Source organism: Janthinobacterium sp. SUN033 (assembly GCF_030397595.1).
In the GTDB taxonomy this organism is placed as follows: Bacteria; Pseudomonadota; Gammaproteobacteria; order Burkholderiales; family Burkholderiaceae_D; genus Janthinobacterium; species Janthinobacterium kumbetense.
Window position 1 is genome coordinate 221,275 of the sequence record NZ_JAPQNV010000001.1, and the last position, 15,331, is coordinate 236,605.

The following is a 15,331-nucleotide window of genomic DNA, read 5'->3' on the forward strand; positions in this document are numbered from 1 at the left end:
ACTTACAGGGTGGCGCTCCAGTGGTCGAGCTGCTGCGTGGTGGCCGTCACGCCGCCGCAGACGATGACGAGCACCTTGCGGTAGGGCGCCAGTTCCGGCGCCTTGCCGTAGACGGCCGCCAGTGCCGCGCCGCAGGCCGGCTCCACCACCAGGCGCTGGTCGGTGATGAAGCGCTGGCAGGCGTCGACGGCGGCCCGGTCCGACACCACCACGCTGTGCAGCAGGCGCGTCTGGCTGATGGCAAACGCCTGCGCGCAGACCTGGCGCGCGGCCAGCGACGTGGCGATGCTGCTCACGGCCGGCAGGGCCACGTGTTCGCGCGCGGCCACGGCCGCCGCCAGCGAGGCGGCGCCTTGCGTTTCCACGGCCACCAGGGCCACGTCATTCCAGCCATTGCGCTGCAAGCCTTCGGCCACGCCGGCCAGCAAGCCGCCGCCGCCCACCGACAGCACCACGGCGTCCGGCTTCAGGCCCGCGCGCGCCACTTCATCGATCATGCCCGCGTGACCCTGCCACAGCAGCGGGTCGTCGAACGGATGCAAAAAGGCGTCTTGCGGCGTGAGCATCGACTGCGCCAGCGCGTTCGCTTCCTGCCACGCGGCGCCGTGCACGATGACTTCGGCGCCTTCCTGCGCGATCAGGGCCTTGGCCCGTTCGCTGGTCGTTTCCGGCACGACGACGATGACGGGGATGCCCAGCTGGCGTCCCGCATAGGCGACGGCGATGCCGGCATTGCCGCCGGAAGAGGAGATGAAACGGCTGGCGCCGCGCCGCGCGTATTCTTCGCAGGCCAGGCCGATACCGCGGATCTTGAAGGAGCCGGGCGGCTGCAAGGCTTCGAGCTTGAGCCAGATGGCGCGTTCGCTGTGCAGGCTCAGGGCGCGCGAGTTGAGCAAGGGAGTTTCGATGTGCAGGGCCATGCGGGTTCCTGGTAAACGGTCAGGCCAGCATCATAGCCGAAGCGCCCGTGCCACCGCGTCACCCTTGCTGATACATGACTGCTGCTAGTTCAGCGGGGCGTTCTTGAGCTGGTGCGTGCGCGCCACTTCCTTCATCGCTTCGAGCAGGTCGTCGCGCAGCTGGCGCGGCAGCTTGCCGAAGAATTCCTCGTCGTTCTGGTCGGCCATCCCGGCCAGCACGGGCACCAGCGCCTCGCCTTCCGTGGTCAGTTCGATCGAATGCTGGCGGCGGTCGGCCAGCAGGATCGATTTGCTGACCATGCCCTTGCTTTCCAGGCGGTCGATCAGTTTCGATACGGCGCCCTTGCTCATGCCGGACACTTGCGCCAGCACCGTGGGCGAGGTGCAGCCCAGGCGGAACATTTCGCGCAGCACCACCCATTCGGAGACCGTCACGCCATTGGCCTCGGCTTTTTTCTGGAAGCTGTGGGAAACGTGGTTGGAGACGAAACGCAGCCAGTAACCGAGATGGGCTTCCAGCTCGCTGACGGGGACGCTGTTGGGGTGGGCGGCTTGCGGCATGGCGGCCGTTTCAAAATTATGGCTCATTTCTTTTCCTTCACTGGGCGGCGTTGCCGGCATGGTTAAGGCCTTCACGCTTGCTGTCGAGTGGTTTGTTTGGGAACAATCATCGTGCTTGAGGTATTTCTAACACTGTTTTCACAGGAAATCACTTACCGGCAAAGAGTTTTTCCTTTTTTCTTGCTCTGGATAGATAAAAAACAATATCAAGCGAATAATCGTATTGCCAGAGAGGAAGATTAAAAAAATAACTCATGTTGCATCAATGGTAACAGGATTTTTGCCGAATTGATAAATATTTCATATCATTCCGTGTGCTTGCCCACATACGACGTATTGCCCACGCGACAGTGCGAGGTTTTGATGCAGAAATGCGGCCCGCTCAGGCCAGCACCACCTTCACGCCCGCTTCGCGCAGTACTTCGGCAAAGCGGGGCGGCGGCGGCGCATCCGTAAACAGGATATCGACTTGCGCCAGGTCGGCCAGCCGCACCAGCGCCTTGCGGCCGAATTTGTGCTGGTCGGCCACCAGCCACACTTCGCGCGACTGCTCGATGATGGCTTGCGCCACCTTCACTTCGCGCGCGTCGAAGTCGCGCAGGCTGCCATCCTCGTCGATGCTGGAAATGCCGATGATGCCGATGTCGACCTTGAACTGGCGGATGAAGTCGATGGTGGCTTCGCCCACGATGCCGCGGTCGCGCCCGCGCACCACGCCGCCGGCCACGATGACTTCGCAGGCGGCGTTGTCGGCCAGGATGGCGGCCACGTTCAGGTTGTTCGTCACCACGTGCAAGCCCGTGTGCCGGCCCAGCGCGCGCGCCACTTCCTCCGTCGTCGTGCCGATATTGATCAGGAGCGAGCAGCCGTGCGGCACTTGCGCGGCGACGGCGGCGGCGATGCGCCGCTTGGCCTCGCTGTTGAACACTTGCCGCTGGCTGTAATCGATGTTTTCCACGGACGAGGGCAAGCCGACCCCGCCGTGGTAGCGGGCCAGCAGGCGCGCTTCTTCCATCTGCTTGACGTCGCGGCGCACGGTTTGCGGCGTCACGCCCAACTGCTGGGCCAGCTCTTCGACGGACATGGTGACCTTCTGGCGCACCACTTCGAGCAGGCGGCGCTGGCGGGGATTCAAAATCATGGGCTTGTCTCTTTAAAAATCAAAAACGAACAGAAACGAACAAATAGTGATGAAAATATGTTGCTATGAGTTCGCATTCTGGCGTATCTTATTCATATTGCATGCGTATTACTAGATGGTGATCTTAACGACAGTCGCCGGCGATGCCTAGTCTTTCCTCGCCGCCCTTTCCCCGACAGACACGGAGTCCCGATGGCCGCAGCACAGCAAGGTGTGGAGACAGCGATGGCATACGACGTGCTGGTGGTCGGCGGCGGCATCAATGGCGCCGGCATCGCGCGCGACGCGGCCGGACGGGGCCTGTCCGTGCTGCTGTGCGAAAAGGACGACCTGGCCGCGCACACCTCGTCCGCGTCCACCAAGCTGATACACGGCGGCCTGCGCTACCTCGAATACTATGAATTCGGCCTCGTGCGCAAGGCGCTGATCGAGCGCGAAGTGCTGCTGCGCTCGGCGCCGCACATCATGTGGCCGCTGCGCTTCGTCATGCCGCACGCCAAGGGCCAGCGCCCGGCCTGGCTGATACGCGCCGGCCTGTTTCTCTACGACATGCTGGCGAAGCGGGAAATCCTGCCGGCCTCCAGCGGCATCGACCTGACCCGTCACGTGGCCGGCACACCGTTAAAACCCGAGTTCAAGCGGGGTTTCGTGTATTCCGACGGCTGGGTCGACGATGCGCGCCTGGTGGTCCTGAACGCCATCGACGCGGCGGACAAGGGCGCGCAGGTGCTGACGCAGACGCGCTGCACGGCCCTGTCACGCGACGGTGCGGGCGGGGACGCTGCCTGGCTGGCCACCTTGCAGCACGCCAGCGGGCGGCAGAGCACGGTGCGCGCGCGCAGCATCGTCAACGCGGCCGGGCCGTGGACGGCCGAGTTCCTGCAGCAGGCCGCGCCCGGTGGACAGGGCCGGCATTTGCGCCTGATCAAGGGTAGCCATATCGTCGTCAAGCGCCTGTTCGAGCATGATCATGCCTACATCTTCCAGCATCCGGACGGGCGCATCGTGTTTGCCATTCCGTATGAGCACGATTTCACCCTGATCGGCACTACTGACCTCGACTATCACGGCGACACGGGCAAGGTGGAAATCGATGACGAGGAAATTCGTTACTTGTGCGAGCTTTCCAGTTACTATTTCAGCAAGCCAATCTCGCCGGCCGACGTGGTCTGGACGTATGCGGGCGTGCGCCCGCTGGTGGAAGATGCGGCGGCCGACGCCAAGGCCGTCACGCGCGATTACCGCTTCGAGCTGGACCAGGAAGGTGCGCCGCTGCTCAGTGTTTTTGGCGGCAAGATCACCACCTTCCGCAAGCTGGCCGAGGAAGCCATGGACATGCTGGCGCCCTTGCTGGGCAATACGTTGCCGGCCTGGACAGCCAGCGCCTGCCTGCCCGGCGGCGACGTGTTCGGCAGCACGCCGCAGAACCGGTCCGTGCGCGAGTTCGGCCAGTTCGTGCAAGGCTTGCAGCGCGAGTACGCGTGGCTGCCGGCGGCGCTGGTGGCGCGCTATGCACGCGCCTACGGCACGCGCATCCACGTGCTGCTCGCCGGGCGCAGGGATGTGGCGGCCATGGGCGAGGAAATCGCCGCCGGCCTGTACGCGGCGGAAGTCGATTATGTGCGGCGCCACGAATGGGCCGTCAGCGCGGCCGACATCCTGTGGCGGCGCTCCAAGCTGGGCCTGCACCTGCCGCGCGATACAGCGGACACGCTCGACGCCTGGCTGTTGCAGCATCCTTTGTCATAAGCAGCACCTTTTGCCGTAAGCAGCGGCCGTAAGCAGCACACGTTGGCGACCGCGCCCCGCAGAGGGTGCGGCGAAGAACAAGAAACCATCACTGGAGGAGAAGCGCGTGCAACTGGTACTGGACAAGATCAGCAGGAAGCAGGGGGCTGACGACTTTTTATATCCGATGTCGCTGGCCCTCGTGCCGGGCGCCATCAACGTCTTGCTGGGCACCACGCGTGCCGGCAAGACGACCCTGATGCGCGTGATGGCGGGCCTGGACAAGCCCAGCGGGGGCACCGTCACGGCCGATGGCGTCGACGTGACGGGCGTGCCCGTCAGCAAACGCAACCTGGCCATGGTGTACCAGCAATTCATCAATTATCCGGCCTTCACCGTCTACGACAATATCGCTTCGCCTTTGCGCTTGCGCAAGGAACCCGAGGAACAGATCCGCACGAAAGTGCTGGCGCTGGCCGAGCGCCTGCACATCACGCCGTATCTGCAGCGCACGCCCGGAGAATTGTCCGGCGGCCAGCAGCAGCGCACGGCGCTGGGGCGCGCGCTGATCAAGGATGCGTCGCTGCTGCTGCTCGACGAGCCATTGGTCAACCTCGACTATAAATTGCGCGAGGAATTGCGCCGCGAATTGACGGAACTGTTTTCCGGCGGCAGCACGACGGTCGTGTACGCCACCACGGAACCGCTGGAAGCGCTGCAGCTGGGCGGCCACGTGGCCGTGCTGCACGAGGGACGCCTGCTGCAGCAGGGGCCGACCCTGGACGTCTTCAACGCCCCCAATTCCATCGATGTGGCGCGTACCTTCAGCGATCCGCCCATCAACCTGATCCCCGCGCGCGTGGATGCGCACGGCGTGGCGCAGGCGGCCGACGGTCTGGCCATCCACCTGAGCGGCGCGCAGCGCGCCCGCCTGGGCGACAGCACGGAGGTGATCCTCGGCGTGCGCGCGCACAGCCTGCATCTGTCTCCCCAGTCCGATGGCGACGTGCCCATCGCGGCGCAGGTGGACCTGGCGGAAATCAGCGGCTCGGAAACCTATGTGCATGCGCGCCGCGGCGAGCTGGCCCTGGTGGCGCAGCTGGGCGGCGTGCACAACCTGGAGATCGGCAGCGCCTGCACCGTGTATTGCCAGCCGCACGCCTTGCTGATCTTCGCGCAAGACGGCGGGCTGCTGTTTGCTCCAGAACAAGGAGGAGCTTGACATGGCGCGCATCGAACTGGTCGACCTGGCGCACGCCTACAAACCGAACCCGACGGCGCCAAGCGACTATGCGCTGCGGCCCATGAGCATGGAGTGGCATGACGGCGGCGCTTACGCCTTGCTGGGGCCGTCCGGCTGCGGCAAGACGACCTTGCTCAATATCATTTCCGGTCTGGTGAAACCGTCGCATGGCAAGGTGCTGTTCGACGGCAAGGATGTGACGCAGCTGCCGACCGAGGCGCGGAATATCGCGCAAGTGTTCCAGTTTCCCGTCATCTACGACACCATGACCGTGCACGACAATCTGGCCTTTCCGTTGCGCAATCGCGGCTGGAAAGAGATCGAAGTCAAAAAGCGCGTGCAGCAGGTGGCGCAGATGCTGGAATTGACGGGCGACTTGAAATTGCGCGCCAGCGGCTTGTCCGTGGATGCCAAGCAAAAGATTTCGCTAGGGCGCGGTCTCGTGCGCCCGGACGTGGCGGCCGTGCTGTTCGACGAACCGCTGACGGTGATCGATCCGCACCTGAAATGGCTGCTGCGCCGAAAACTCAAGGAAATCCACCACGAGCTGAAATTGTCCTTGATCTATGTCACGCACGACCAGGTGGAAGCGCTGACCTTTGCCGACCAGGTGGTCGTCATGACGCAGGGCGAAGTGGTGCAGACGGGTAGCGCGCAAGCGCTGTTCGAGGAACCGGAACACACGTTCGTCGGCTATTTCATCGGTAATCCGGGCATGAACTTGCTCGATTGCACCTTGGACGATGGCGGCGTGCGCGTGGCGGGGCAGGCGCTGGCCGTATCCGCCGCCGCCCGCGCGGCGCTTTCCGGGGCGCAAGGGAAAATCACGGTGGGCGTGCGGCCCGAATTCGTCGAGTGCGTCAAGGCGTATCCGGGAGAAGAGGGGGGCGACCATTGCCTCGACGCCACGGTCACGGCCGTGCGCAACATGGGTACGCATTACCTGGCGGAATTCCAGCTGGGCGGCGCGACGGTGGCGGCCAAGCTGCGCGCCATCGACACGGTGGCCGGGAATGCCGTGCGGCTGCGCTTCCCGCCGCAACGTACCTTGTTCTATGTCAACGATAAGCGGGTGGCCTGATGATACATAACGGTAAAACCGATAACAACCGCCGCGCCTGGCTTTTGATCTTGCCCGTGCTGCTGTGCGTGGCCTTTTCCGCCATCCTGCCGCTGATGACGGTGGTCAACTATTCCGTGCAGGATATTCTGAGTCCCACGCAAAAAGTGTTCGTGGGTACGGAGTGGTTCCGCATGGTCATGCTGGACGGCGACTTGCACAGCGCCTTGCTGCGTCAGCTGCTGTTTTCCGGCTCCGTGCTGGCGATCCAGATTCCGCTGGGCATCTTGATTGCCCTGTGCATGCCGGCCGATGGCTGGAAGGCGTCGCTGGCGCTGGTGCTGATCGCGCTGCCCCTGCTGATTCCCTGGAACGTGGTGGGCACCATCTGGCAAATCTTTGGCCGCGGCGACATCGGCCTGATGGGCTATACCTTGAATCAATTGGGCTTAGCCTACAATTACAACGGCAATTCGCTCGACGCGTGGCTGACGGTGATGGTGATGGATATCTGGCACTGGACGCCGCTGGTGGTGCTGCTGTGCTATGCGGGCTTGCGCGCCATTCCCGACGCGTATTACCAGGCGGCGCGCATCGACGGCGCGTCGCGCCTGGCCGTGTTCCGCTACATCCAGCTGCCGAAACTGCGCAATGTGCTGATGATCGCCGTGTTGCTGCGCTTCATGGACAGTTTCATGATCTACACGGAACCGTTCGTGCTGACGGGCGGCGGTCCCGGCAATGCGACCACCTTCTTGTCGCAGTATCTGACGCAAAAGGCCGTGGGCCAGTTCGACCTGGGGCCGGCGTCCGCGTTTTCCCTGATCTATTTCCTCATCATCCTGCTGTTCTGCTTTGTGCTGTACACGTGGATGCAGAGAGTTGGCACGGGAGACCAGAAATGATGCACAAGAAAATGAGCAGCGCCATCCTGATCGTCTTCCTGCTGGGCTCCTTGCTGCCCATCTACTGGATGCTCAATATGTCGCTCAAGACCAACGAGGAAATCGTCGGCGTGCTGAGCCTGTGGCCCCAGCAATTGACGTTCGCCAACTATCACACGATTTTTACGGACCGTTCCTGGTACAGCGGCTACATCAATTCCATGATTTACGTGGCCTTGAACATGGTGATGTCCGTCACGGTGGCCTTGCCGGCAGCGTATGCTTTCTCGCGCTACAACTTTGTCGGCGACAAGCATCTGTTCTTCTGGCTCTTGACCAACCGCATGACGCCGCCCGCCGTCTTCCTCGTGCCGTTCTTCCAGCTGTATTCGACGGTGGGCCTGATGGATACGCATCTGGCCGTGGCGCTGGCGCACATGGTCTTCAACGTGCCGCTGGCCGTGTGGATATTGGAAGGCTTCATGTCCGGCGTGCCGAAGGAAATCGACGAGACGGCGTATATCGACGGCTACAGCTTTCCCCGCTTCTTCATCCGCATCTTCTTGCCGATGATCAAGTCTGGCGTGGGCGTGACGGCCTTCTTTTGCTTCATGTTCAGCTGGGTGGAACTGTTATTGGCGCGCACCTTGACGTCCGTCAATGCCAAGCCGATTGCCGCCACCATGACGCGCACTGTGTCGGCGGCCGGCATGGACTGGGGCGTGCTGGCGGCGGCGGGCGTGCTGACCATCGTGCCCGGCGCGCTGGTGATCTGGTTCGTGCGGCATTACATAGCCAAGGGTTTCGCGATGGGGAGGGTGTGACATGGAAAATACCGATAGCACAGCCAGCCTGTTCGGCTGGATGGCCTGGACGCCGGAAGTGGCCATCTTCTTCATTTGCATCGGCTTGATGCTGGCCGGCATGACGGTGTGGCAAATCCGTTCGCCCAGCATCGAACGAAAAGGTTTCCTGCCGATGCCGACCACGCGCGGCGACCGTTTGTTCATCGGGCTGTTGACGGCTGCGTATGTCAATCTGGCGTGGGCGGGGTTCACGGAAATGCAGCAAGCCATCGGGGCTGGCATCAGTTTTGTAGTGTTGTTGGTGGTAATGCGTTGGGGATAAGTCGTAGATGAGAATACCGGCCCGCCACCGCAGGCCGGATGACAACTAAAAAGGAGATTCACGATGAAATTGAAGTTCACGGTCTTCGCGGCTGCGGCCATGCTCGTGTCGAATGCGGCCCTGGCGGACGCCAAGCAGGCGCAAACCTGGATCGACAAGGAATTCCAGCCATCCAGCCTGAGCAAGCAGCAACAGCTTGCTGAAATGAAATGGTTCATCGATGCGGCGGCCAAGCTGAAAGCCAAGGGCATCAAGGAAATTTCCGTGGTCTCGGAAACCATCGACACCCACGTCTACGAATCGAAGACCCTGGCCAAGGCCTTCGAGGAAATCACGGGCATCAAGGTGCGCCACGACATCATCCAGGAAGGCGACGTGGTGGAAAAGCTGCAAACGTCCATGCAGTCCGGCAAGAGCATCTATGACGGCTGGATTTCCGATTCCGACCTGATCGGCACGCATTACCGTTATGGCGCCGTGGAACCCCTGTCCGACTACATGGCCGCCAAGGGCAAGGAATTCACGAATCCGGGCCTGGACTTGAAAGATTTTATCGGCATCAGTTTTACGACGGCGCCGGATGGCAAGGTGTATCAATTGCCCGACCAGCAATTCGCCAACCTGTACTGGTTCCGCGCCGACTGGTTCGCGCGCAAGGATTTACAAGCCAAGTTCAAGGCCAAGTATGGCTACGAGCTGGGCGTGCCGCAGAACTGGTCCGCGTATGAAGACATCGCCGATTTCTTCACGAATGACGTGAAGGAACTGGATGGCAAGAAAGTCTACGGCCACATGGATTACGGCAAGAAAGATCCTTCGCTGGGCTGGCGCTTCACCGATGCGTGGCTGTCGATGGCTGGCGCGGCCGACAAGGGCATTCCGAACGGCATGCCGGTCGACGAGTGGGGCATCAAGGTGGCGGCCGACAAGTGCACGCCCGTGGGCGCTTCGATGTCGCGCGGCGGCGCCACCAATTCGCCGGCGGCCGTGTTTGCGCTGACGAAATACATCGACTGGATGAAGAAATACGCGCCGCCGCAAGCGAACGGCATGAATTTCTCGGAATCGGGTCCCGTGCCGGCGCAGGGTGAAATCGCCCAGCAAATCTTCTGGTACACGGCGTTTACGGCCGGCATGACGAAACCGGGTTTGCCAGTGGTCAACAAGGACGGCACGCCGAAATGGCGCATGGCGCCGTCGCCGCACGGTCCTTACTGGAAAGAGGGCATGCAGAACGGCTACCAGGACGTCGGTTCCTGGTTCCTGTTCAAGTCAACGCCGGACGACCGCAAGGCCGCCGCCTGGCTGTACGCGCAATTCGTCACGTCGAAAACCGTGTCGCTGAAGAAATCCATCGTCGGCCTGACGTTTATTCGCGATTCCGACATCCGCCACGATTATTTTACGAAGCACGCGAACGAGTACGGCGGCTTGATCGAGTTTTACCGCAGCCCGGCCCGCGTGGCGTGGACGCCGACCGGCAACAACGTGCCCGACTATCCGAAGCTGGCGCAGCTCTGGTGGAAGAACGTGGCCACGGCGATTACGGCGGAAAAAACGCCGCAGGCCGCCATGGATAACCTGGCCGAGGAAATGGACCAGGTCATGGCGCGATTGCAGCGGGCCGGCATGAAGGCGTGCGCGCCCAAGCTCAATCCGAAGGTCGATCCGAATCAGTATCTGTCGGACCAGCATGCCCCATGGAAAAAGCTGGCAAATGAAAAGCCGAAGGGTGAAACGATTGCCTACGATAAATTATTGCAGGCTTGGAAAGAAGGCAAGGTAAGGTAGTCGTGTAAGCTTCTGCCGGGGCTGTCCCGAGGGCACGGAGCGAATCGGCTCCGTGCCTGTTTTTACCCGATTTTCGCACCACCAGACAATGACCAAATACATACTTGCTTTAGATCAGGGCACCACCAGTTCGCGCGCCATTTTGTTCGACCATGCGGGTCGGCCGCACGCCAGCGCGCAGCGCGAGTTTCGCCAGATTTTTCCCCAGCCGGGCTGGGTCGAGCATGACGCGAACGACATCTGGGCCTCGCAAGAGGCCGTGCTGCAGCAGGTGTTGCGCGACAGCGGCGTGGCGGCAAGCGACGTGGCCGCCATCGGCGTGACCAACCAGCGTGAAACGACGGTGCTGTGGGACCGCGCCACGGGCGAACCCGTCGCCAACGCCATCGTCTGGCAAGACCGCAGAAACGCCGCTTACTGCGAGCAACTGGTAGAGCAGGGCAAGGCGGACGTGATCCAGCGCAAGACGGGACTCGTGCTGGACGCCTACTTTTCCGCCACCAAGTTGAAATGGCTGCTCGACAACGTTCCCGGCGCCCGCGCGCGCGCGGAACGGGGAGAGCTGGCCTTCGGCACCGTCGACAGCTGGCTGATCTACAAGATGAGCGGCGCCCACTTGACGGACACGAGCAACGCGGCGCGCACCATGCTGTTCAATATCCATACCTTGCAGTGGGATACGGACTTGCTGGCGCTGCTCGACATTCCCGCCTCCCTGTTGCCCGACGTCGTGCCATCGAGCGGCGTGGCGGCGCACACGCATGCCGACTTGCTGGGCGTGTCCGTGCCGATTGCCGGCATCGCGGGCGACCAGCAGGCCGCCACTTTCGGCCAGGCCTGCCTGAAACCGGGCATGGCAAAGAATACCTACGGCACGGGTTGCTTCATGCTGATGAACGTGGGCAAGCGCCCCTTGCCATCGAAAAACCGGCTGTTGACGACGGTGGGCTGGAGCCTGGGCGCGGGCAGCGACCAGACCGATTATTTGCTGGAAGGCAGCGCCTTTATCGCTGGCGCGGCCGTGCAATGGATGCGCGACGGCATCGGCATCATCCGCGACTCGTCCGAAGTGGAAGCCTTGGCCACCAGCGTGCCCGATTCGGGCGGCCTGGTCTTCGTGCCCGCGTTCGCGGGCCTGGGTGCGCCGTACTGGGACCCGTATGCGCGCGGCACCCTGATCGGCATCACGCGCGGCACGGGCAAGGCGCACATCGCGCGCGCGGCATTGGAGGGTGTGGCGTACCAGAACGTGGATGTGCTGTCCGCCATGCAGGACGATGCGGGCATCGCGCTATCCGAGCTGCGCGTCGACGGCGGCGCGGCCCGCAACGACATGCTGATGCAGTTCCAGGCCGACATCTTGAATGTGCCCGTGGTGCGCCCCGTGGTGACGGAAACGACGGCCCTGGGCGCCGCCTACCTGGCGGGCCTGGCCGTGGGTTTCTGGGACTCGCAGGAAGAAATCGCCGCCCAGTGGCAGGTGGGACGCCGCTTCGAACCGGCCATGGCGGCCGACGAGCGCCTGACGCGCTTGCATAAATGGCAGCGCGCCGTGGAACGGTCGCGCGACTGGAGCGAGTGAGCCAGGGAATCAGCCGGGATCAGGGCCGCGCGTAATACACGGCATAGCCCACCGTTTCGCGCGGCACGGAATACAGGTCGCGCAGTTCAAAATACGGCGCGTGCACCTGGCCGCTGACGGCGATGCCGCTGCGCTCCAACGCCAGCTTGAAGCGGGGCACGTGAAAATATTGCGTCGCGACCATGGCCGTCGTCCAGCCGTGCTCGTGCATCAGGGCCGCCGCGTTGCGGGCCGTGGCCTCCGTGGTCCAGCCTTGATTATCCTCAAGGATGGCGCTGGACGGCACGCCGCGCGACTGCAGGTAGCGGGCCATCGATGCGGCCTCGTCAAAACCTTCCTTGCCCGTGGCCCCGCTGACGAGGATGCGCGGCGCCCGGTGTGCCTGGAATTGCTGGAGCGCCACGTCGAGCCTGGCCTGCAGGCGGGGGCTGGGTGTGCCGTCGGGCAAGATCGTATTGCCGGGCACGACGATCACGTCGGCGGGCGCCAGCTTGTCGTTGAGTCCGGCCAGTACCAGGGCGGCGGTGGCCAGCAGGAACAGGCCGGCAACGCTTGAACCCAGCAGTATTATTTTTCGCATTGCGCATCATCAAGTAAGGAATGGACGCATGATACCCGTCCATTCCCGCCGGCGTCAGTTCGCCTGCGCCTTGCGCGCGCGCTGGTTCGACAGGTAGATATTGTCCTTTTCCAGCGGCTTGCCCTCGCGCACGGCAGCGAGCCAGTCCTGCGTGCTGGTGACGGCGGCGAAATTCGAGTGGAATACGGCGCTGAAGACGCGGTGGATTTCCTCGGCGCTGGCCGTGCCGCCCGCATTGGCGTAGGGCAGGGTGCCGGTGGCGTCCTGCAGGAATTCGACCTGCAAGCCGTCGTGCGCGGCGTGGAAGATCGTGGCGGCATCGCAATTGTGCGTCATGTAGCCCACCACCGTCAGGGTGTCGATGCCGTGGCTGCCCAGCCAGGCCTGCAAGTCCGTGCCCGCAAAGGCGCTGCCCATGACCTTGTTGATGCGGTGGTCGGCGGTGAAGGCGGCCACTTGCGGATGCAGTTGCCAGCCGTCGCTGCCCTTGGCAAAGATGGGGGAAGCTTCCGGCGCATCGTGCTGGACGACGATGACGGGCACGCCAGCGGCGCGGGCGGCAGTCATGGCGGTGACGATGTTCGGCAGGGAAATATCGACGGACGGATATTCGATCGGCAGGTCGCCCGTGAAGTATTCATTTTGCACATCGATGACGAGCAGGGCGCGGCGTGGGGCGGTGGAAGCGTAGGTGGACATGGTTTCTCCTGGAACGGTTGAAAGAGGATGGACTTTCTCGATAGCGCCATTTTCAAGCCGCGCGCCGCAAATAAAAAGTGGCCCGAAGGCCCATGTGCGATAAAATCGGGCCATGCCTACCATTCCTGCACCTTCCTCCCCCTTGAGCGTGGCCGTGATCGCCTTCGACGGCATGACGCCCTTCCACCTGTCCGTGCCTTGCCTCGTGTTTGGCGCCCAGACGGACGAGGCCGATCTGCCGCCCTTTCACGTGCGCGTGTGCGCCGCCGATCCCGCACCCCTGCGCACGGCGGCCGGCTTCGGCATCACGCCCGAGTTCGGCCTGGAAGGGTTGGAAGATGCCGATATCGTGATCATGCCGGCCTGGCACGACGATTGCCGCGCTGCGGCGGCACCGCTGGTCGCTGCGCTGCAGGCAGCCAGCCGGCGCGGGGCGCGCATGGTGGGCCTGTGCCTGGGCGCATTTCCCCTGGCGCAGGCGGGCTTGTTGGATGGCAAGAGCGCGGCCACGCACTGGGGCATGGCGCAGCGGCTGGCGGCCCGCTATCCCAGGGTCAGGGTGGACCGGGAAGTGCTGTACGTGGACGACGGCGGCGTGCTGACGTCGGCCGGCGTGGCGGCCGGCCTCGATTGCTGCCTGTATCTGCTGCGCCAGCTGGCGGGCGCCGAGGTGGCCAACCGGGTGGCGCGCCGGCTGCTGGTGGCGCCGCACCGCCAGGGCGGGCAGGCGCAATTCATCGAGCGCCCGCTGCCCGTGTCCGGCAGCGAAGGGCGCTTCGCCGAGGTGCTGGCTTGCGTGACGGCCAATCTGGGCATACCCCACAGCATCGATGCGCTGGCCGAACGGGCCGCCATGAGCCGGCGCAACTTCACGCGCCATTTCCGCCAGGCGACGGGAACGTCGTTCAAGCAGTGGCTGCTGAACCAGCGTCTTGCGCATGCGCAAGGCTTGCTGGAAAAGAGCGGGGCGTCGATCGACGTCGTGGCGCAGGAGGCCGGCTTCGGCACGGCCCTGTCCCTGCGCCAGCATTTTCGCGCGAACCTGCAGACGTCGCCCTCGGCGTACCGCAAGCTGTTCCGCCAGCAGCTAGGCCAGCTCGCTTGACCAGAGCAGCGCCGGGTCCCGGCTGCCCTGGGGCAGCATTACGCTGACGGCGATTTGCCGCGCGATGAAGGCGGCCGGCTCGAAGGCATGGCGTTCCTGGAAGGAGACGGTTTCCGCGCTCATCAGTTCGGCATAGGTTTGCATCAGGGTCGCGGCGCAAACATGCTTGCCCTGCGCCAGGTAGGTATCGATGGCGGCCAGCAGCACGGGATAATCGGCATTGTCCTTGCTGCCGCCGAAGTTGAACGACAGCTGCCCGCAGGCGCGCCAGATGGGGTCTCGTTCATTCTGCGGCACAGGCTGCGTGCGCAGCCATTGCAAGGCTTTCAAGGGCGGGCCGCCGAACGAGGGGGGCGAAATGATGGCCTGGATCGCCACCTTGACGGCCTCATCGATTCTTCCTGCGCGCACATACTGGCCGTGCAGCAGCACCAGCGCGTCCGTATATTCGGGCAGGAGGGCCAGCGCCGCTTCCAGCAGCGCGATGGCCGCGTCCGGGTTGCGCTGGGCGATATGCTCCTTGGCCGCCAGGAAGGCCGCGCGCGGCGAAGCGGGGTCGTCGTCCAGCGATGGCGCGGCGACATACTCGTCTTCCGCTGCCGCGAGGGCTTGCAAAAATGCCGCCAGGCTGGAAAAGTGCGGCTGGAGGCGCCACTCGTCATGCCACGTTTCGACGACGATGGGTTCGGACGCTTCACGGCCGATGGGCCAGTACAGGCCGAACGTGTCGCCATTGCCCAGCGCGCCTTCGGAAAACGGGGTGAAGCCGAGCGGTGGATACGCTGTCGTGTGTTGCCAGTCTTGTTCCGCCGAAATGTGGGCGAGGCTTGCGGGTAGTTGCATGGAGGCACCGGAGAATAAAACGCCAGTGTAAAACAAGAGGGCGCGGCGGGCGCGCACCGTCGAACC

Annotated in this window: 15 protein-coding genes; 9 read left to right on the plus strand and 6 right to left on the minus strand. The window is 63.4% G+C overall.

Translation table 11 applies throughout. The features are described 5' to 3' along the window. Positions 1-2: 2 nt before the first annotated feature. The 3 genes from OX460_RS01000 to OX460_RS01010 form a co-directional block, all read right to left on the minus strand. The gene (locus tag OX460_RS01000) at positions 3-920 is read right to left on the minus strand and encodes a pyridoxal-phosphate dependent enzyme (RefSeq protein ID WP_251348125.1); all 918 of its coding nucleotides are present in this window, start codon (positions 918-920) and stop codon (positions 3-5) included. Positions 921-1,004: 84 nt separating this feature from the next. Continuing rightward, positions 1,005-1,508 (minus strand): MarR family transcriptional regulator, encoded by a 504-nt coding sequence (locus OX460_RS01005; RefSeq protein ID WP_077406479.1) that lies wholly within the window; start codon positions 1,506-1,508, stop codon positions 1,005-1,007. A gap of 355 nt (positions 1,509-1,863) precedes the next feature. Further along, positions 1,864-2,622 (minus strand): DeoR/GlpR family DNA-binding transcription regulator, encoded by a 759-nt coding sequence (locus tag OX460_RS01010; RefSeq protein ID WP_180278743.1) that lies wholly within the window; start codon positions 2,620-2,622, stop codon positions 1,864-1,866. 225 nt (positions 2,623-2,847) lie between these two features. Between OX460_RS01010 and glpD the strand changes: the two genes are divergently transcribed. The 8 genes from glpD (at position 2,848) to glpK (ending at position 12,038) form a co-directional block, all read left to right on the plus strand. Then, positions 2,848-4,371, plus strand: a complete 1,524-nt coding sequence (glpD, locus tag OX460_RS01015; RefSeq protein WP_289897328.1) for a glycerol-3-phosphate dehydrogenase — start codon at positions 2,848-2,850, stop codon at positions 4,369-4,371. Positions 4,372-4,477: 106 nt separating this feature from the next. Continuing rightward, positions 4,478-5,572, plus strand: a complete 1,095-nt coding sequence (locus OX460_RS01020) for an ABC transporter ATP-binding protein (protein WP_099667328.1) — start codon at positions 4,478-4,480, stop codon at positions 5,570-5,572. Position 5,573: 1 nt separating this feature from the next. Further along, positions 5,574-6,674, plus strand: a complete 1,101-nt coding sequence (locus tag OX460_RS01025) for an ABC transporter ATP-binding protein (RefSeq protein ID WP_289897329.1) — start codon at positions 5,574-5,576, stop codon at positions 6,672-6,674. Continuing rightward, positions 6,674-7,558 (plus strand): sugar ABC transporter permease, encoded by an 885-nt coding sequence (locus tag OX460_RS01030; protein ID WP_070256601.1) that lies wholly within the window; start codon positions 6,674-6,676, stop codon positions 7,556-7,558. The genes OX460_RS01025 and OX460_RS01030 overlap by 1 nt, the downstream gene beginning before the upstream one ends. Next, entirely contained in the window at positions 7,555-8,361 is an 807-nt protein-coding gene (locus OX460_RS01035; protein WP_099667331.1) for a carbohydrate ABC transporter permease, read from the plus strand. Before OX460_RS01030 ends, OX460_RS01035 begins: the two co-directional genes overlap by 4 nt. 28 nt (positions 8,362-8,389) lie before the next feature. Then, the gene (locus tag OX460_RS01040) at positions 8,390-8,665 is read left to right on the plus strand and encodes a DUF2160 domain-containing protein (protein WP_099378823.1); all 276 of its coding nucleotides are present in this window, start codon (positions 8,390-8,392) and stop codon (positions 8,663-8,665) included. A gap of 63 nt (positions 8,666-8,728) precedes the next feature. Then, positions 8,729-10,456: an extracellular solute-binding protein gene (locus OX460_RS01045; protein ID WP_034779106.1), complete on the plus strand. Its 1,728-nt coding sequence runs from the start codon at positions 8,729-8,731 to the stop codon at positions 10,454-10,456. Positions 10,457-10,544: 88 nt separating this feature from the next. Beyond that, the gene (gene glpK / locus OX460_RS01050; protein ID WP_289897330.1) at positions 10,545-12,038 is read left to right on the plus strand and encodes a glycerol kinase GlpK; all 1,494 of its coding nucleotides are present in this window, start codon (positions 10,545-10,547) and stop codon (positions 12,036-12,038) included. A gap of 19 nt (positions 12,039-12,057) precedes the next feature. Here the strand turns inward: glpK and OX460_RS01055 are convergent, their stop codons facing one another. Both OX460_RS01055 and OX460_RS01060 read right to left on the minus strand, forming a co-directional pair. Next, positions 12,058-12,618, minus strand: a complete 561-nt coding sequence (locus tag OX460_RS01055; RefSeq protein ID WP_289897331.1) for a YdcF family protein — start codon at positions 12,616-12,618, stop codon at positions 12,058-12,060. Between the two features lie 54 nt (positions 12,619-12,672). Then, positions 12,673-13,317 carry a cysteine hydrolase family protein gene (locus OX460_RS01060; protein ID WP_289897332.1) on the minus strand — a complete coding sequence of 215 codons (645 nt, stop codon included), beginning with the start codon at positions 13,315-13,317 and terminating at the stop codon, positions 12,673-12,675. Positions 13,318-13,429: 112 nt separating this feature from the next. On the opposite strand from OX460_RS01060, the gene OX460_RS01065 reads away from it, so the two are divergent. Continuing rightward, a complete protein-coding gene (locus OX460_RS01065; protein ID WP_289897333.1) occupies positions 13,430-14,422 on the plus strand; it encodes a helix-turn-helix domain-containing protein in 993 nt (330 codons plus the stop codon). Here OX460_RS01065 and OX460_RS01070 read toward each other — a convergent pair. After that, a complete protein-coding gene (locus tag OX460_RS01070; RefSeq protein WP_289897334.1) occupies positions 14,405-15,265 on the minus strand; it encodes a tetratricopeptide repeat protein in 861 nt (286 codons plus the stop codon). The genes OX460_RS01065 and OX460_RS01070 overlap by 18 nt on opposite strands. Between the last annotated feature and the right edge of the window lie 66 nt (positions 15,266-15,331).